The sequence below is a fragment of the Burkholderia savannae genome (genome assembly GCF_001524445.2).
In the GTDB taxonomy this organism is placed as follows: domain Bacteria; phylum Pseudomonadota; class Gammaproteobacteria; order Burkholderiales; family Burkholderiaceae; genus Burkholderia; species Burkholderia savannae.
Map to the genome: position 1 here is coordinate 3,388,045 of NZ_CP013417.1, position 18,652 is coordinate 3,406,696.

The 18,652-nt window shown below is 69.0% G+C and carries 14 protein-coding genes; 7 read left to right on the forward strand and 7 right to left on the reverse strand.

Annotation, left to right across the window (positions count from 1 at the left end; all coding sequences use genetic code 11):
* Positions 1-27: 27 nt before the first annotated feature.
* Positions 28-2,367: a putative bifunctional diguanylate cyclase/phosphodiesterase gene (locus WS78_RS16640; protein WP_059575891.1), complete on the reverse strand. Its 2,340-nt coding sequence runs from the start codon at positions 2,365-2,367 to the stop codon at positions 28-30.
* On the opposite strand from WS78_RS16640, the gene WS78_RS37635 reads away from it, so the two are divergent.
* Positions 2,288-2,515 carry a hypothetical protein gene (locus tag WS78_RS37635; protein WP_226377159.1) on the forward strand — a complete coding sequence of 76 codons (228 nt, stop codon included), beginning with the start codon at positions 2,288-2,290 and terminating at the stop codon, positions 2,513-2,515. The genes WS78_RS16640 and WS78_RS37635 overlap by 80 nt on opposite strands.
* A 371-nt stretch (positions 2,516-2,886) precedes the next feature.
* Here WS78_RS37635 and WS78_RS16650 read toward each other — a convergent pair whose 3' ends face one another.
* The 6 genes from WS78_RS16650 to WS78_RS16675 form a co-directional block, all read right to left on the reverse strand.
* Entirely contained in the window at positions 2,887-3,660 is a 774-nt protein-coding gene (locus WS78_RS16650) for a class II aldolase/adducin family protein (protein ID WP_038744413.1), read from the reverse strand.
* Positions 3,661-3,761: 101 nt separating this feature from the next.
* Positions 3,762-6,074, reverse strand: a complete 2,313-nt coding sequence (locus tag WS78_RS16655) for a TOMM precursor leader peptide-binding protein (RefSeq protein ID WP_059575858.1) — start codon at positions 6,072-6,074, stop codon at positions 3,762-3,764.
* A 94-nt stretch (positions 6,075-6,168) separates the two neighbouring features.
* Positions 6,169-6,528 carry a BMA_0021/BMA_0022 family TOMM bacteriocin gene (locus tag WS78_RS16660; RefSeq protein WP_038744415.1) on the reverse strand — a complete coding sequence of 120 codons (360 nt, stop codon included), beginning with the start codon at positions 6,526-6,528 and terminating at the stop codon, positions 6,169-6,171.
* Between the two features lies 1 nt (position 6,529).
* Positions 6,530-6,892, reverse strand: coding sequence for a BMA_0021/BMA_0022 family TOMM bacteriocin (locus WS78_RS16665; protein ID WP_038744416.1), 363 nt, complete (start codon positions 6,890-6,892; stop codon positions 6,530-6,532).
* Positions 6,889-10,989 (reverse strand): TOMM system kinase/cyclase fusion protein, encoded by a 4,101-nt coding sequence (locus WS78_RS16670; protein WP_059575856.1) that lies wholly within the window; start codon positions 10,987-10,989, stop codon positions 6,889-6,891. The genes WS78_RS16665 and WS78_RS16670 overlap by 4 nt, the downstream gene beginning before the upstream one ends.
* 10 nt (positions 10,990-10,999) lie before the next feature.
* Positions 11,000-11,998: an FHA domain-containing protein gene (locus WS78_RS16675; protein ID WP_052145001.1), complete on the reverse strand. Its 999-nt coding sequence runs from the start codon at positions 11,996-11,998 to the stop codon at positions 11,000-11,002.
* A 268-nt stretch (positions 11,999-12,266) separates the two neighbouring features.
* Here WS78_RS16675 and WS78_RS16680 point away from each other — a divergent pair, with 268 nt between their 5' ends.
* From WS78_RS16680 to WS78_RS16710, 6 genes are all read left to right on the forward strand, one after another.
* The gene (locus tag WS78_RS16680) at positions 12,267-12,620 is read left to right on the forward strand and encodes a hypothetical protein (RefSeq protein ID WP_059575854.1); all 354 of its coding nucleotides are present in this window, start codon (positions 12,267-12,269) and stop codon (positions 12,618-12,620) included.
* A complete protein-coding gene (locus WS78_RS38215) occupies positions 12,617-12,796 on the forward strand; it encodes a hypothetical protein (RefSeq protein WP_082717533.1) in 180 nt (59 codons plus the stop codon). Before WS78_RS16680 ends, WS78_RS38215 begins: the two co-directional genes overlap by 4 nt.
* A 623-nt stretch (positions 12,797-13,419) precedes the next feature.
* Entirely contained in the window at positions 13,420-13,797 is a 378-nt protein-coding gene (locus tag WS78_RS16690; RefSeq protein ID WP_038744477.1) for a hypothetical protein, read from the forward strand.
* Between the two features lie 58 nt (positions 13,798-13,855).
* On the forward strand, positions 13,856-14,197 hold the full coding sequence (locus WS78_RS16695) for a hypothetical protein (RefSeq protein WP_038744420.1): 342 nt from the start codon (positions 13,856-13,858) through the stop codon (positions 14,195-14,197).
* A 983-nt stretch (positions 14,198-15,180) separates the two neighbouring features.
* Positions 15,181-15,396 (forward strand): hypothetical protein, encoded by a 216-nt coding sequence (locus WS78_RS38220; protein WP_081989341.1) that lies wholly within the window; start codon positions 15,181-15,183, stop codon positions 15,394-15,396.
* On the forward strand, positions 15,369-18,650 hold the full coding sequence (locus tag WS78_RS16710) for a Tc toxin subunit A-related protein (RefSeq protein ID WP_059575850.1): 3,282 nt from the start codon (positions 15,369-15,371) through the stop codon (positions 18,648-18,650). The genes WS78_RS38220 and WS78_RS16710 overlap by 28 nt, the downstream gene beginning before the upstream one ends.
* Positions 18,651-18,652 lie beyond the last annotated feature (2 nt).

Sequence of the window (18,652 nt, forward strand, 5' to 3'; positions counted from 1 at the left end):
CGCCGCCCGTGATCGCCGCCTGCGCCGCTACGAATACGCCGCCTCGCACCACGGCACGGGCCGCCCGATGTAATACCCTTGCGCATAGTCGACGCCGAGCGCGGTGAGCTTCTGCAGCGTCGCCGCGCTGTCGACGTATTCGGCAACCGTCTTGCAGTTCATCGCATGCCCGATGTCGTTGATCGAAGCAACGATGTCGAGGCTCGCCGCATCGTTCGCGATGTCCGTCACGAAGCTGCCGTCGATCTTCAGATACTCGACCGGCAGTTGCTTCAGATAGCTGAGCGACGCCATCCCCGCGCCGAAATCGTCGAGCGCGAACCGGCAGCCGAGCGCCTTCAGCTCGTGCATGAAGCGCAGCGCGCCGGTGAGGTTCGCGATCGCGGCCGTCTCGGTGATCTCGAAGCAGATCAGCGCCGGCGCGACGCCCGTGCGCGCGAACTGCTCGAGCACGTAGCCGAGGAAGCGTTCGTCGCCGATCGATATCCCGGACAGATTGATCGCATATTCGGTAAAGCGCCGGTAACGCGTGCGCGCGAGCGCGTCGAGCACCGTGCGCACGACCCAGCGGTCGATGTCGGTCACGAGCCCGTAGCGCTCGGCCGCGCGTATGAAAAGACCGGGCGGCGCGACGCTGTCGCGCTCGCCGAGCGCGCCCATCCGCAGCAGCAGCTCGCCTCGGCTCGCACGCGGCGGCAAGCCCGTCTCGCCGTGCGTCGCGGTATCGACGATCGGCTGCACGTACAGGCAGAAATCGTCGAATTCGAGCGCCTGCCTCACGCGCGCGCACCACGAGACATCGCTGATGTGATGCGCGAGCTCGCGATCGTGCGGATCGGCGAGCTGCACGCGATTGCGCCCGCGCGCCTTTGCGACGTCGCACGCGATGCCCGCGAGGCGCACCGCATCCTCGACGCGCCGCGTGCGTTCCGGCGCGCCGAGCAGCGCGACGCCGACGCTCGCCGTCACCGAGAACGGCTGGCTGTCCCACGCAAACACGAAGCCGTCGACGCTCGCGCGCAAGCGCTCGGCCGCGCATACGGCCCCCGCTTCGTCGTGCGCGTCGAGCAGCACGCAGAATTCGTCGCCGCCGAGCCGCGCGACGATGCCGGCCGACGCCGCGCACGCGACGAGGCGCGCGGCGAGCGCGGCGAGCATCGCGTCGCCTGCCGCGTAGCCGCACGTGTCGTTGACGATCCGAAAGCGATCGAGATCGACGAACAGCAGCGCGACCGGGCCGCACGCATCGGCCGCGAGCGCGAAGTGAACGTGACGTTCGAACTCCGCGCGGTTCGGCAGGCCGGTGAGCGGATCGTGCGTCGTCTGCCATGCAAGGCGGCGCACGAGGTCGTGCTCCGTCGCGAGACTCTTCAGCACGAGCACGCGGCCGCTGCCGGATGCGCGCGGCACGTGCCCGGACGGCGGCGCGATCGACGACGCCGTCGCGCGCACGGCGATCGCGCCGCCGTCGGTGCGATGCAGCATCACATCGCGGCTGCCTCCCTCCTCGAGATCGCCGAGCGATGCGTCGGGCGAGACGGGCGAGCCCGACGAATCGGCCGCTTCGCCGTCCGCGCGCGACAAGCGCAGCGCCGAGACGAGCGGGCGGCCCCGGCAATCGTCGGCAAGCATGCCGATCAATCGCTCGGCCGCGGGATTCAGGCATTCGACGCGCCCGGCCCGGCCGGTGAAGATCACGCCGTCGCCGACGGCGACGAGCGCCGCGCGGGCGCGCGCCTCGCTCATGGCGAGTGCCCCTTCCGCTTCGCCGAGGCGAAGCGCGAGCCGTCTGATCCGGAACACGGGCAGCAGTGCGAGCGCGATCATGCCGAGTACGCCGAGGGCAAGCATGATGGCGAGCGGTTCGCGAAACGTCGAGTGAATCATGTTCGAGTGCGAGCGAAATTGTGGGACTGCCGCGGCGCCCGCCTGGGACCGTAGCGGCATCGTGTTCGAAGCGGTGCGCGGCACGGCGTCGGCGCTGCGGTCGGGCGCATCGCCCCACGCCGACTGCGCGAGCGTGCATGCGCGCGCGGGCCCGAGCCGCCACCCGAGCAATTCGTCCGAGGCCATCGCGTTCGCCGCATCCGCCGTGCACGTCGTGCCGCTTGAGCGCCGCTCGTGCACGCCGATGCGGCCGAGCACGCGCTCGATCGCGTCGAGATCCGGCGCCGCATCGTCACGCGGCGCGTGGACGAACGCCGCCGCGCCGCTCTGCGCCGCGTGCCATGACGGCGCCGCGACGATGCCGCCCGCGCCGAACGCGCGACGGGAAAGGTGCGCGCAAATGTTCGCCGGCATCGCGAAATACGCGCGGCCGCGCGCAATTTCGCGAAGCTCGGCCGACAGCAGCGCCGTGCCGAGCAAGGCCGCCGTCAGCGCGATCGCGATGGCCGCGCGCGAGCGCCGAACGCGCCGTGCGATCGGATCGCAAAACAATCGACTGGGGACGGAAGCCATCGATGCATCACCGGAAGCGGCAGGCCGCGATCATTTCGAGGACGCATTCCATTAATCGATCCGAAATTCGGATACCAAATCGATTTTGATTTGCGCCCATTCGACTTGATGCGATCATCCACGACATCGTGACGCGAGTGTGTGGGCTGGGTGACGCAATTCATTTCAAATTAAGGCTCTCCGTACGCGACATCCGCTTTTCCTGCTTTGGCTCTTCTGGCATGCCGTTCGGCCAAACATCGGACGAAAATACATTCGTATGCATGCCGCATCGACAGCATGCGAAAATAATCTATTGAAATCTAAATTCAAACAATAAACCATCAAATTTTGCTTCCGAATGACGACGTTCCGGATCAATTGATTCTTAATATTTGAAGTCGATCCGGTGAACGATTTCGAGCGCAATCATCGCGCCCCGCGCATTCAGCTCCGATAGCTCGGATCGAGCCGATCGACGATTCGCTGCAGTGCATCGAACGCATCCTGCCCCGCGCCGTAGCGCGGATCGAGATTCAGCGAATCGCGCGCGCACGCGTCGAGAATCGGCGCGTCGATCTCGAGCGGCATGCCCACCGCCTGCGTCGCGACCTGCACTTCGCATGCGCGATTGAGCAGCCACATCAGCGAGAACGCATGCGCAAGCGTGCGGCCGATCGTGACCGGCCCATGATTGCGCAACAGCAGCACCGGGCGCCCCGCCGCGCTGTCGACGATCCGCTGGCCTTCGTCGGGCCGCACCGTGATGCCTTCGAAATCGTGATAGGCGACGCGGCCGTGCAGTTGCGCCGCATAGAAATTGGAGAACGACAGCCCGCGCCGAGATGCGCATATGGCCATCGTCGGCGTGGTGTGCACGTGCATCACGCAGTGCGCATCCGGCAGCGCCGCGTGAATCGCCGCATGAAACGTCACGCCGGCGGGGTTGACCGGCCAGTCCGCATGGCCGGCCGGATGGCCGTCGACGTCGACCTTCACCAGATTCGACGCGCGGACCTCGCGGTAATGCAGCCCGAACGGATTGATGAGGAAATGGGTGGCCTCGCCGGGCACGCGCAGCGAGATGTGGTTGTAGATCAGCTCGCTCCAGCCGAGATGGTCGAAGATCCGATAGGCGGCCGCCAGTTGAACGCGCGCTTGCCACTCCGCTTCGGCAATGCGCGACGGGCGGGCGAACGGCTGATTCTGTGCTTGAGTCATGACGTGCGTTCCTCGTCGAATGGCATCGATGCGAACGCGCCGCGCGCGCGCAACGGGCGCGGCGCCCGAAAGCCCGGCGGCCGCGGCCGCCGGCCACGCCGCTACAGAAACAGCAGCGCGCGATTGAGCGCGTCTTCGTCGCGCGGCCGCTCGCGCCAACGTTCGAGAACGGGCACCGAATACAGCCGCTGCGCGCCGAAGCGCGGCCAGAAGTGGCACAGGCCGGGCGCGATCACCTGCACGACCGGCAGCCCGATGTCGGGCCGCGTCTTGTCGACGACGAGCGTATCGATGCCCGCGGCCGACAGCCGCGCGACGCAGCGTTCGACGTCGCTCTTCAGATCGGCGGCCGTCCCCGTCGCACGCAACGGCGCGCGCATCGGCGGCAGCGCGGAATCGGGATGCAGGAAGGCCTCGCCGGACAGTTTGTCGGCGTCCCACGGCGGCGGCGCCGACGCGCCGACGTCGAGCAACTGGTTCACCTCGGTGAGCGCGCGCTGCAGCGCGATCCGGCTGTCGAGATGACAGCCGAAACCGATCGAGAAGCGTCCCGTCGCCGTTTCGCGCGCGAGCGCGACGAACACCGGAATGCGCAGGTCGTGCGTGATGTCGAGCGCCCACAAGCGCCAGCCGAGCGACGCGTATTCGGCGACGAGCGCGTCGAAATACGGATCGCCGAAGCTCGCGATGTCGATGCCCGGCCGGCAAAGTTCGTTGTACCACCAGATCGCCACCGCATCGCGCTCGACGAGCTCGAGCAGGCCCTGCAGGATCGCTTCCTCGATGCACGCGCCCGCCGCGCAGCCGTTCGGGTTGTGCACGCAATACGCGGTGCCGCTCGACGCGGGCGCTTCCGCGTAGCAATAGGCAAGCGGCACGAGCCGCCGCGCGCCCGTCGCGATCGACCACGCGGGCGTCCAGTCGATCACGCTTTGCGGCGTGAAGCGCTGCGGCACCTGCTTGCGCGGATCGTCGGTGGTCGCGTTGTGGCGCTCGCGCCGCTCGAACTGGCGATCGCTGTATTGCTGCAGCGCGTTGACGTCGATCGGCGCGCCATGCGGCGGCGCGTGCGCGGACAGCTCCGCGAGGCTGCCGCGCAACGCCGCTTCGTCTCCCTGATAAACGCCGCTGAAGCGTTCGAGCGCTTCGGCGAGCGCGCTCGCGCGCGCCTGCGCATCGCTTGCGCCTTTGCCCGAGCACAGCTTGTCGAAGCGGTTCTCGCGCGGCGCGCGCTGCGGACACACCAGATAGCCCGCGACGTACACGTGCCGCATGCCGGCGTTGCGCCCCGGCATCGGATGCAGATAGGCGATCGGGCCGCTCACCGGAGAAATCAGATGTCCGTAGCGTTTGAAGAGATCGCCGGCGGCGAGCGTCCGATGGCCGCCTTCGCGGTGCGCCCCGGCTTGCGCCGACGCGAGCGTCACCGGACGCTCCGCCTGCTCGCGCATCCACGCCGCATTGCCGCAGCGCGGACACTGCGCGCGCCTGACCACGCGGTGCGCGGCGGTCGCGAGCGTATCGATGCGAAGCGACACGATGTGCGAGCCCGCATGACGGCGGCGTTGCGCGTTCACCGCGATCTGCTCGACGAACGACGCGACGACGGCCGCGACGGCCGCGGCGCTCGCGCGGCTGTGCACGCTCGGCAGGCGCGCCGCGCCGCTGCCGTGCATGCGCGCAAGCAGTGTCTCGACCGGATGGTTCAGCGCCGTCCAGTAGCGCACGCATTCGATGCACGGCGGCGCGTCGGTCTCGCCGGACGCCGCCGACGATGCCGCTGCTGCCGCAGGCTGGCCGATCGACGCGCCGAACAGCGGCCCGAACAGCGGCCCGATCAGCGGCCCAAGCAGCGGCCCGATCAGCGGCTCCACACGATCGGGCGCGACGACGAGCAGCGCGCCGCCGCGCGCCGTCACGCGTTCGGCGGCATCGGTCAGCTCGGCGCGATCGTAGCCGTCGGTCAACGCGACCGTCAGCGCCGCATCCGGCGCCACGCCGATGCCGCACGCGGCGAACGCGTCGAGCTGCGCGCGCGGATCGACGCCGAACGCCTCGACGGCGACCGCGAGCCGCGATGCGATGCAGGCCGCCGCATCCCCGTCCACACCCGTTCGTTCGAAGAAGCCGATCGCGGCGTCGCGCTCGCCCGGCGCGTCCGCGCGCACGTAGCCGCGCCGCGCCAGATGATCGAGCGCGCCGAGCAACTCCCATTGCGAAAAGCGCGCGGCGAGCGCCGCGAAGGTCTGCGCGATCGTCAGGCCATCGCGCATGCACGCGGCCAGCGCGGGAAACACGTCGCCCGGCAGCACCGAGCGTCTGAATTCGTCCACCACATACAACGCGCCGGGACCGGCGTCACGCACCAGCAGATGCGGCTTGAAACGCAGCACGCGCGAGAAGTCGTCGAGCATCGTCCCCCCGGTATCGGACACCGCGATCGAAGTGGGCGGCGCGGCCCGCGAACCAAGCGCCTCGGGCCGCGCCGCGCGTCGCCGTGTGGACGGCTCAGCAGCAGGTGAACAGATACGCCGGCCCGGCGTCGTTGTATTCGGCGAGCGCGATGCCTTCCTCGGCGATGTTGGCGGGCCGCGTCGGAATGCCGACGCTCATCGTGTTGACAGGCAGATGCCAGCGCTGCGTTTCGCGATGCCAGCCGTACCCGTCCTTCGCGGCGACTTCGACGATCTTGAGATCCAGAATCCACGGGCAGCGATAGTCGAGATAGCGTTCGAGCGCATCGTACGGATTGGCGAGCAGCATCTGCCTGAACGCTTCGTTCTCCCAAGAGAGCGCGATTGCGCGCAGATAGACTTCCTGAAACTCGAGCAGTGATTCCTGAGTGGGGACTGCGTTGTTGTCGGCCATGTCAGATCTCCTTGCGGTCCGGTCCGAACAGACTAATGTGCTTCGCGTTGTACGCGGCGAGCGCGGCCGCGCGCTGCTCCGGCGGCGGCGCCGGCGGCAGCATGAGCGCGAGCCGGTTGACCTCGTTCGTCGTCCAGCCGCCGTTCGTGAGCGGCGTCCACGCCGAGCTGTTCTCGTGCACCTCCAAATGCATCTTCATCGGAAACCGATAGTCGAAGTACTCATGCAACGTTCCGACCGGATCGGCGACCAGCCGCTCGCGAAACTTCGAGTCATGCCACGCCACGGCGATCGCCTGCACGATCACGGCGCGGTATTCGAGAAACTGGTCGTACGACGGCATACTGGGGCTTCGGTCCATCATCGCTTTTCTCCCGTGGTTGAACGGAGTTCTCGTTGCAACTCGCGCAGCTCCGTCTGCGCTTTCTTCTCGATTCGCGCCATGCCGCTCTGCCGCGCGACGGCGGCCGCCTGCGCGCATAGCGCGACGGCCGCTTCGGCCAATTCGGCCGCGCCGGCCGCTTCGCTCACGTCGGCCGCGCTTCGACCTTGCGCGTCACACAAGCAGCGCGCCTTCTTGAGCAGCAGTTCCGCAACGTAATAGCGCTCGTCCGTCGATTCGGCGAGCGCGAGACATTCGTCGAGCGTCGCGATCGCGGCGCGTGCGTCGCCGCGCGCCGCGTCGATGTCGGCGACGACCGACGCGTAATACGTGAGTCCGAGCATGCAGCCCGATTGGCGCAACGCGTCGACGTTCGCGCGCGCCGCGTCACGATCGCCGTCGCACCACGCGCGCACGACGGCCGCGTAGCGCTCGACCGCGTTGAGCCCGTAGCAGCGCGACAGCCGCAGCACCGCGTCCGACGTCGCGCGCGCGCCGTCGCGATCGCCCGCGCATTGCTGCATCCGCGCGAGGTACATCATCGTCACGCCGATCGTCGGAAGATGATCGCTGCAGGTCGCGACATGAACCGCGTCGTGCGCGAGCGCGAGCGTGCGCGCAACGTCGTCGTCGATGCCCCACAGCACGCTCGCGCGCGCGGACAGCGCCCACGCGCGCGTGTCGAGGCCGAACGTGCGCCGATGATCGCCGTCGCGGCGCGGATCGTAGGCGGCGAGCGCCGCGTCGAACGCGCCGAGCGCGAGCGCGTAGTGGCCGTCGATCCAGCGGCTCATTCCGTGCAGCGTATCGGCGGCGACGCCGAGATCCGCACGCGCCGACGCGCGAGCGAGCTCGGACAGCTGCGCGCCGATGCGGCGCACCGCCGCGCGATCGCCGGCGACGTGGTGATACACGGCGATCGTCCACAGCGCGCTCGCCGCGGCCTTCGCGTCGCCCAGCGCACCGACGCGCGACAGCACGCGGTCGGTGTGCTCGCGCACGCGCGGATCGCCCCAGCCGTCACGCGCCATTTGCGCGTGCGCGAGCGTCAAATCGATCGCGACCGTGTCTTCGTCCCGCCCCGGATAGTCGCAATGCAGCAGCCAGCCGCGCACCGCGCCCGCATAGCGGATCGCGTCGTCGTGCAGCGCGCGCTCGAGCGCGCGGCGCGCCGCTTCGATGCCGTGCGGCGCCGCATCGGCGAACGCATGCGCACGCGCGAAATGATCGGCGATGCTCGCCGAGCGCGCCGCCGGATCACCGCCCGCGGGACGCGCGAGCAGCGCCTGCGCGACGCGCCGATGATTCTCGCGGCGCGTCGCGGCCGGCATCGATTCGTACGCGGCCTCGCGCAGCAGCGCGTGACGGAACACGTACGTCGCGCCGCCGATGCGGTGCTGCGCGTACAGCACGCGGCCTTCGAGCAAACGCCGCAGGCAGTCGTCGAGCTCCGCGCCCGCGCGCGGCGACGCGTCGGCAAGCAACCGCGCGTCGACTTCGAGGCCGATCGTCGCGGCGAGCTGGACGGTGTCGAGCGCGTCGTCCGCGCGTTCGAGCGCGAGCTCGAGCGTCTCGCGCAGGCTGCCCGGCAGCGGGCAGCGCCCCGCTTCCGCGAGATCCGGCAGGCGCGCGCCCGCAGTCGGCACGATGCCGCCTTCGACGAGCGCGCGAATCGTTTCCTCGACGTACAGCGGCACGCCGCCCGTGCGCTTCACGAGGAAGTCGAGCGCCGCGCGGTCCGCGCCCGCGTCGGGCATCAGCGACACGATCAGGTTGCGCGTCGCGGCGGCCGACAGGCGGCGCAGCATCAGCCGCTCGGCGCCGCGCCGCCACCGCTCGAGCTGCTCCGGCCGCGACGTCAGCACGACGCACACCGCCGCGCATGCCGGGTGGCGCGCGAGCGCGTCGAGAAAATCGCCCGTCGCGCTGTCGACCCATTGCACGTCGTCGACGATCAGCAGCACCGGGCCGCCGCCGCCGAGCGAGCCGAGCAGTTGGCACAGCACGTCGAAGAGCGCCTGCTGCTGCCGCGCGCCCGACCAGCGCAGCTTGTCCGCGCCGCCCGGCAGGCCGAGCCATGCGGCGAGCGTCGCGCGCGCGGACGCGCGATCGCCGTCGAACGCTTCGAGCATCCGGTCGAGCGCATGCGGATCGCCCGCGTCGAGCTGCCAGTGCGCGCGCACGAAGCGCAGGATCGGAAAGAGCGCGTGGTTCGTCTGCTCGGGCAGGCACACGCATGCGGCGCACGCGCCGTGCTGTGCGCGCACCGTCTCGCGCAGCGCGTGAACGAGCCGCGACTTGCCGATTCCAGGCTCGCCGACGACGAGCGTCGCGCGCCGCGCGGCCGCGCGCGGGCCGCCCGCCGCCGCGCGCACCGCATCGCGCCACGCGCGCGCGAGCGCCGCCTGCTCGCGATCGCGCCCGACGATCGGCGCCGCGTCGCCGAGCTCGAGCGATTCGAACGGCCCGCGCTCGTAGCGCTCGCCGAGCAGTTCGCGCACGGGCTGCGGCGCCGCGCCTGGCGCGGCGAATGCGAGCGACGTCGCCGCGGCGTCGACGTGGCGCTCGAGCGCGCGCGCCGCTTCGTCGCTCAACAGGATGCGCCCCGGCTGCGCGATGCGCTGCAGGCCGACGGCCGCGCTCGCGATCGCGCCGCCCGACGCGCCGCGTGCGTTCGCAAGCGCGGTGCCGACGTGGATCGCGCCCGCGATCTCGATGCGCCATGCCGGCGCGCTCGCGCCGTCGGCGGACGGTTGCGGCGCGAGCGCCGTCTGCCCCGCGTGCCGCGTCATTTCGAGCGCCGCGCGGCACGCGCGCTGAGCGGGCCGATCGATGCCTTCCGGATAGCCGAAGTAGAACAGCAGCGTATCGCCGAGCGCGCCCGCGACGTGGCCGCCATAGCGCACCGCGATGTCCGAGCAGCGCGTGAGCCACTGCGCGTGGAATACGTCGAGCGCTTCCTCGGCCGCCGCGGCGTCGTCCGGCTGCGCGCCGTTCGCGGCGACCGCGACACGGCAGCACAGTGCGGTGATCTGCCGCCGCCCGACGGGCGCGTCAACCGCGATCGTCCCGCCGGGGTCGCGATACGCGACGCCCGGCTCCGCCTGCGCGCGCCGTCCGTAGCGCAAGCCGCCGACGAGCGCCGGAAAATGAATCGCGCGAAACCGGTTCGCAAGCGTCTGCGCGGATTCCGCGCGCTGGCGCGGGTCCTTGCCGAGCGCATCGCGCAGCACGTCGCCGAGCGGATGCGCGGCGATCGCGGGCGGCAGCGCGACGTCGACGGGGCTCAGGTGCTGATACAGCACGTCCGCGACGCTCGCGCCCTGCATCACCGGTTGCCCCGTCAGGCATTCGATCACCATCAGGCCCCACGCGTAGAAGTCGCTCTTCGCGGTCGGCGGTTCGCCGCGCAATTGCTCGGGCGCGCAATACTGCGGCGAGCCGAGCACCTCGGTCGTCGCGGTGAGCGTCAGCTCGTCGCCCGCATGCGCGTCCGGCAGCAGCGCGCCGATGCCGAAATCGAGAATCTTCGCGCACGGCTCGCCGTCGCGCGTCGTCACCATCACGTTCTGCGGCTTCAGGTCGCGATGCACGACGCCGTTCGCATGCGCGTGCGCGAGGCCGTCGAGCACCTGCGCCATCAGCGCGCCCGTCGCCTCGGCGGGCAGCGCGCCGTCGGCCGCGAGCAGCGCGCGCAGCGTGCGGCCCGCAACGTGCTCGAACACCGCGAACAGCACGCCGTCCGCCGTCTCGCCGCTGTCGAGCAGCGCGACGATGTTCGGATGCGACAGCCGCGCGCACAGCGCCATCTCGCGGCGAAAGCGCGCGCGCAGGCGGGTGCGCTCGCGCGCGCCGCGCGGCGCGTCCTCGCGCAGCAGCTTGACGGCGACGCGCTGCGACGTGTCGAGCCTCACCGCTTCGTGCACGCGGCCCGCGCCGCCTTCGCCGAGCACGGCGCCGAGCCGGTAACGGTGCTCGCCTTGTAGCTCGTCGCCGTCGCCGGGCAGCGGCGGCGCGATCGCGCGCAGCGCGCCGCGATCGCAGGCGCGCGCGCGATCGGCCCGTGCGGAAGCAGACATGAAGCGCCGCTCAGCCCAGCGCGGCGGGCGAGACGAGCGTCGACGCGCCGCGCGCGACCGGATCGGGCGGTATCGTGAAAGCGTCGGACTCGGCCGACTGGCATTCGAGCCGGTCGCCGCGCACGACGCGGAAAGCGAGCGCGCCGAAGCGCACGCCGCCTCGGCGGCGCTCGACGAGCTCGGGAGAACCGGGGGACAGGAGCGGCAGGAACTGCGTGCGCGCGCGATGGATCTGCACGTTGACGTGCGATTCGTCGAGGCCGAGCATGCGCGCGAGCACGTCGAGCTCGATCCAGCCCTGCGACGCGGCGTCGTAACCGGCCTGCGCATCGGCAAAGCGCGCGCGGGCGAGCGTCACGAGGCAGTAATGATGGGCGCGCGCGCCAAGGTCGACGGCGCCGCCGCGCGTATGCAGCGTCGCCGTCACGTGCTCTTCGTCGCGGCTCACAGTGAAGTCGACGCGCTGCGGCAAGGTCGCGGCCTGCACGACGCGCGGCAGCGCGGCCGTGACGTTGCGATGCGCGAGCACGAGCTGCCACGCGAAATCGCCGCAGATCACCGCGTCGCCGTCGCGCAGCACGCGCGCGGGCGCCGTGTCGTTGCAAAGCCAGTCGCCCTGCGCCGAGCGGCTCACGGTGATCGCCGCGCCCGGCAGCGCCTGCGCGCGATCGAGCGCGATCGGCTGCGCGGGCGCGCGCAGCGGCCACAGCATGTCGACGGGCTCGCTCAGTTGGCGCGCGCGCCAGCGCACCGAGCCGCTGCTGCCGAACTGGATCAGGTCGCCGTCGCGCAACGCCACGCACTCGCCTTCGCCGACGAACCTCCCGGATACGAACGTGCCGTTGCGACCGTGATCGTGCAGTTCCCACTGCCCCGCCGCCCAGCAGATGCTGGCATGGATGCGCGACACGTAGGGATCGGCGATGACCGTGTCGCAACGCTGCGGATCGCGACCCAATACGTGGTGCGCGCGCAGCAGACTGGCTTCCCCGGAAAGACCGTTTTCCAATAACGCCATTTCGTCGACCTGCGGAAAAATGCGCGGCGTCCGGCGGCACCCGATTAGGACGTCGTGCGCGTCTTATGTGAATGATTGACGGTCGAATATCAGATTCTGTTGAATCATAGGCAAGCGCCGCATCGCCGACAAGCCGTAATTGGGTGTAATGGATTTCGCCGATCGCGTTGCCTATTTTTTGTTTCACCGGCGCGGCCGTAAGCCGGTCACGATTCAATATTTCGAAAATGTTACGGATATCTAGCGTTTGGAGACCGCCATGGGATTCTATGGACCCGAACCATTCGAAAAAGCGACCGCCACTTACGTGTGGCTCGGTCTGCGCGTGCCCGGCGCCCTCATCGTCGAGGTGGAAGGCAACGCGCCGCGCTTCACGACTGGCATTCAACTGGTACGCGATCCGCACTTCGTCGGCGGACTGAAGATCGACGTGATGGGCTGGACGGGACCGCTCACGAACGGCACGCGGCCGTATCGCGTGCGACATACGTTCCAGGGCGTGTTCCACCCGACGATCGTCGTGCACGGCAGCAACAAGACCGAAGTCGTCGAGGTCAAGCAGATCCCGCACGAAGAAGCCGACGCATTCCTGCAGTCGCTCGACGCCGCGTGAGCGCGGCGCGCCGGCCGGATCGAAACCGGCCGGCGGCGAACCGCACCGCATTCCGAATCGTTTGCATGACAACAGACGACGAATTCCGTCAAAGCCAGAAAATCGTCGAACAACAACAAGCGAACGAACGAGCCCGGCGTCCGGCGACGGATCGCCGGGCCTTTTTTATCGAATGACCGACGGCCGCTCGAAACGCGCGCGATGCGTCGCGATTATCGATATGCGGATGCGAAAACGCGGCGCGTCGAATGCGCTTCATCGCGACGCCGCGCAATAGGCACGCGGCCGTCGAATCGAATGCATCGTCGACTGTTACAGTCGATATAAGCGCCGGTCGGAAACAGGATGTTTTCACGCGTGCATGCGCACACGCGCACGCCGGCCTGCATGGCAACGGGCGGCGGCGACGAAATCGATTGCGCGTCGAACCCCGGCGTCGGCGACGGCCGCGCGCATCGATGCAAGCCGCGCGCGCCGCGGATCGATCGCGCATGGCGCCGCGCCGTGACAGCGCCGAACGTCGTGACGTCGTGACGTCGCGCGTGCGTCGCCTGGCTCGAATGCAATCGAACGCAAAACGGAAACGCGGGCCGCCGCCTCGACGGCCCGTCATGTCGCCTGCGGCACGCGAGCGCAGGAAGGACGAACGATCCGTCGCATGACTCGCCGCGCGTAATCGCATGTAATGGATTTCGCTCCGCCGCCGCCGTATCGTTCGTTTCACCGGCACCGCCGCATGCCGGCAACGATGCTTCTCTCGATACATGACGCTGCGGACAAGCAGCGCGCGGAGACCAACATGAGTTCGTCGGACATCATCGAGCCACGCCGGGTCCTCGTCTCGGTGACGAGCGCAACGGCCACGTTCACGGCCCTGAGCCCGCATACGCCGGGGTTCCTGCACATCGTCGCGGAAGGCGCGGCGCCGCTCAACGTCGGCAACATCCATCTCGTGCACGATCCCGGCTTCATCGGCGGGGTGCTGCTCGAGGTCGCGGGCATCGCGGGGCGCCCGTCGCCGACCGTCAAGAAGTACCGCACGCCGACTTGCTCGTTCGAGAGCCAGTATCACAAGGAGATCTTCATTCGCGGTGCGAACGGGATCATCCCCGTGAGAGTCGGGCTGTTTCGTCACGAGGCCGTGTCGGCCGCCGCGGCGACGCTCGACGCCGAGTAAGCGGACGATCGCCGCTCGTCCGCTTCGATCTCCTGACGACAACAACAAGAGAACGGGCATGAACCAGGACCTGCTCGCACACATTCGGGCCGACCAGCTCGACGAGAGTATCTTCAACGCGTCCGGCCATTCGGTGACGATCGGCCCGGTCACGCTGGAGTTTCGCGTCAGCGGGGAACCGGCTTCCGCGACGGCCGAGCTGTACATCGCCCGGCAGTGGATCGGCGGCTGCACGCTGAACCCCGCGCATCCGAGCGGCAGGTTCGGCGGCGCGGTCGACAAGCTGAAGTCCGAAGTCGATCTGACGCTCGACGTGCCCGGCAAGAAGCTGGATTACCGGCTGACCGTCTGCGCGCCGATCATCGGAGGGACGAGCAAGAGCGGCACGCTCGGCCTGTGACCGTCGAACGAGGGCCGGCTGACTGCGAACCGGCCGCCGCGGCGAACCGCGGCGGCGGCGAGCGGAGCACGCGCGACGGACATCGGCTGCGGCAAATCGTGCGTCGTCGATTCGAAACGGCGCCCGGCGGGCAACGCATCGCCCGTCCGGAATAAAAACGCGTTCGGTGGCACCTTGGAGTCGTTGCGCGATAACACAAGCGTTCTCGCCCAAATTCGGCGGGATCGATAGAACAATCAACGCGCAAACGAAAAACCCGGCGGTCCGGTGGGGCCCGCCGGGTTTTGTTTTTCGCGCGGCGGGCGAAGCGACACGACGCATGAGCATGAGCGACGCGGCGCGCCCGCTATGTCGTCGACGATTCCGACATCGGATTGAAATTGTTCTGTCAGGATGCCGAATGACGCGCGGCGAATCGGCCGTCTCGTTTCCGTGCGCGCCGAAGGGTCGAGCGTGACCGAACGTGATCGGCCGCAGGCGGCGCACGTCGCATTCGAGGCGAGCGGCGGCCGCGCACCGGTCATGCACCGGCCGCAGGCGGCACAGGCGGCGCAAGCGCCGTGCGCCTTCGCATCGAACCGGCAGCGCCCGCTTGCTCGCCCTTTCATGCCGGCATGTAATTCTTAATTAATTGCCGACGCAATTGAATGGCCTTTTAAATGAAATCGGCCAGCCGATCCAATGGCGAACGAATTGCTTCAAAGTTGCGAATTGACTTAACCGAATATCCGCCTAAAGTAGAGCAAGCCACGTTCCGGCAAGCGCGCGAAGTCAGAAAGAAACCGCTTGCTCGCGGTGCGCGGCGCACGCCACGACGGGGTCCCCACGCATCCGCGCAAGAACAGGGCGCGTCTCGACCTGGCTGTCGGCGGTTTGTCTTTTCGGGCGAATTGGAAAAATTTCGACAGTCGAATTGATCTGACAATAACGATATTGAGACAAGGAATCATTTAAAGAGACGACGCGCCCGCATGCACACGGGCATGCACTCCCATTGTCTCGACACGCCGGTTTTCGATTTCGCATTGCCTCGGCAAAAGCGGCGCGCACCGCTCGACGCCGTCATCGCTGTCCGCGCGAACGAAGTTGCAACAGTGAACCAGGTGCTCGGCCGGCCGACCGCCATCCGGCGATCGAACGCGGCCGCGCGCCATTGCCGGGGGGCGCCACGATGCTTTCGCTCACACAGCGCGTTTTGACCTACAGCTTCATCGATCGTCCGCCCGTCAATCCGCGCGCGGTCGGCACGTCGAACACGGACGCCGCGCTGCTCGCGCAGATCGATGCGCTGCTCGCGTCGGCCGCCGCGTCGTTCAAGGCCCGCGCGTACGACGACGCGCTCGACGATTACTTCGCCTGCGAATCGCTGATCTACTCGCAGCTCGATCCGCAATGGGACCCCGAGTTGGGCGGCAGGCTGCGCTCGCGGCTGCCGCGCGATCCCGCGCTCTTCGATTCGCTGCTGTCCGCGACGTCGCAATGGCTGAACGTGCTGTCCGTGCCGGCGCCCGCGAGCCCCGTGCGGCCCGCGACGCCGCCGCCCGCGCAGGCGCTCGCCGGCGCCGCCGCGCTGCACGGCGCGGGGCTCACGCCCGTCAGCGCGAATCCGGCCGCGACCGCGCAGGCGCTGTCGGACATGCAGCTCGCATCGGTCTACACGGCGCAAGGCAACAGCGCCGCGAGCAACGTGGCCGTCGCGCGTGCGAAGGCGCTCGACGCGACCGTCGCCGGCGCGTTCTCGCCGCCGCAGATGCCTAACCCGACCGTGCATCCGGCCGCGAATCCGAACGTCGCGCCGCCGGCCGCGCCGGGCGCGACGCCGGCCTTTCATCCGGCGGTGACAGGCGCGCTGCCGCAACGCGGCATCGACCTCGCGCCCGCGGCGCTCACGCCGATCAAGATCCTGCCGATACCGAAATTGCCGATCACGCTGCTCGCGCAAAAGCAGGTCGGACTCCTGACGGGCAGCGGCGCGCAAACCGCGGTCAAGACGATCCAGTGGGCGGCGAGCGGCACGCCGGACATCGCGTCGATCAAGACGATCCTCTATGCGCCGCATGCAGCCGCGACCGCGCTGCCCGACGCGCTGACGAACGCGAACAGCCTCTGGGAGCGCTCGGTGCTGCTCCCGCACGACTACTTCTATACGATCCCGCTCGCGATCGCGCAGTGCTACCAGGCGCTCGGCGACTACGCGAACGCCGAGACCTACTACCTGCAGGCGGCGGCCTACGCGTACATCAACACGACGACGGAAGGCCCGTACGTGTGGGTCGCGCTCGCGGGGCTCTACGGCGCCTGGGGTGACAGCCTCTACCAGCAGGGCGACCGCGCGGGTGCGACGGCGATCTACAGCAAGGTCGTCACGCCGGGCAGCCCGGCCGCGCCCGCGGCGTCGCTCTACCAGATCGCGGGGCTCGCGAGCGCCGCGAAGAGCGCGACCGCGCTGCTGCCGCAGCTCGCGACGCTCGCGCAAACGGGCACGAGCGGCGTGTCGGCCGACGACGTCGCGATCGCGGCCGTCCTTCTCAAGGTCTACGCGAAACTCGTGCAGATCGGCGCGGGGCTCGACTACTGGGGCACCTACGCGGCGGCCGTGCCGATCTGGTCGTTCAGCTATCTGCAGCAGGTCGCGATCAATTTCGCGCAGCTCGCGCAGCAGGCGGAAAACCAGGTCATCAACTTCTGGAACCAGGCGGACCAGGCGACATTGACGCGCACCGAGCTCGCGAACCAGGTGTCGCAGGCGAACGGCCAGGTCAACGCCGCGCAGCAGCAGCTCGCCGTCGCGCAAGCGCAGGCGCAGGCGTATCAGGCAGGCGTGACGGTCGCGCAGACGCGCGCGACGAACGCCGCGAAGAATGCGCAGGAGTACGGATCGCTCAACAGCCAGGTGATCATCATCCAGGCGACGGGCCAGCAGGTGTCGGGCGGCGACGACGGCGACTACAACGGCGTGAGCGCGATGGCAAACCAATATCTGTCGGGCCAGAGGATCTCCGGCGATTCGGCGACCGTCGCGGCCGCCACCAATCTCGCCGCGAACCGCCTGAGCCAGCAGTTCCAGATCGACAGCATGAACCGCACGACGAGCGAAATGCAGCAGGCGCTCGCGCAGGCCCAGGCGCAGGCCGCCGCGGCGAACGCGCAGGTGAGCGCGGCCGGCGCGAATCTCGCGGTCGCTCAGCTCAACGCGCAAGCGGCCGCGCAGACGCTCGGCGTGTTCGATGCGGACACGTTCACGCCGCAGGTCTGGCGAGCGATGGGCAACTTCGTCGATCAGATCTACGAACGCTACATGGACATGGCGCTGCGCGCGGCGAAGCTGATGCAGCAGGCGTACAACTTCGAGAACGACACGAGCGTGTCGTTCATCAAGGCGTCGTATCAGGGCGTCGTCGACGGGCTGCTCGCCGCGGACGCGCTGATGGCCGACATCCAGTCGTTCACCGACGATCTCGTCAACGCGAAGCGCGGCAAGAAGCAGTACCTGAAGCAGTCGATCTCGCTCGCGAGCCGCTACGGCTACCTGTTCGAGACGCAGCTCCGCAAGACGGGCACGATGACGTTCGAGACGACGCTCGACGATTTCGATTCCGCCTACCCCGGCACCTACCAGGGCCGCATCCGGCGCGTGCTCGTGTCGGTGCAGGGCATCGTGCCGCCCACGGGCGTGTCCGGCACGCTCGGCAACGACGGCATCTCGTTCTACCGGCTGCCCGCCGACGTCGCGACGCCCGCCGCGCCGAGCAAGGTGCGCGTGCAGAGCGCGGAGACGCAAATCATTTCGGACTACGATCCCGTGCAGGACGCGGTGCTCGCGCCGCCGCCCGACAACCAGACGGGCATCTTCGAAGGCGCGGGCGTCGCGAGCAGCTGGACACTGAGCCTGCCGCCCGCGCTCAACGACATCAACTACGGCACGCTGACCGACGTCGTGCTGACGTTCATCTACGAAGCGCGCTTCGATCCGCGCCTCGTGCAGCCCGTGCTCGCGCAGCTCGCGAGCCGGCCCGGCTTCTACAACCGCGAGCGTTCGATTCCGCTCGCATGGCTGTATCCGGACCTGTTCTACGGCTTCGTGTCGACGGGCGCGCTGACGCTCAACCTGTCCGCCGCGGATTTCCCGATCGATCAGACCGCGCCGAGCGTCACTGCGGCGAGCCTGCTCGTCGCGATGAAGCCGGGCACGTCCGCGTCGAACGTCACGATCGCGCTGGCCGCGCCCGGCAAGAGCGCGCTGTCCGGCGTGACCGACGCGACGGGCGCGATCTCGTCGCAGGGCGCGGGCAGCGCGTGGGCGGGCGCCGTCGGCGGCTCCGCGCTCGGCGACTGGACGCTCACGCTCGGCGCCGCCGCGAATCCGTCGCTCGCGCCGGGCGGCAAGCTCGATCTGTCGTCGCTCATCAATCTCGTGCTCGTCATCGACTACGCGTTCAAGCCGCGCAGCTGAAT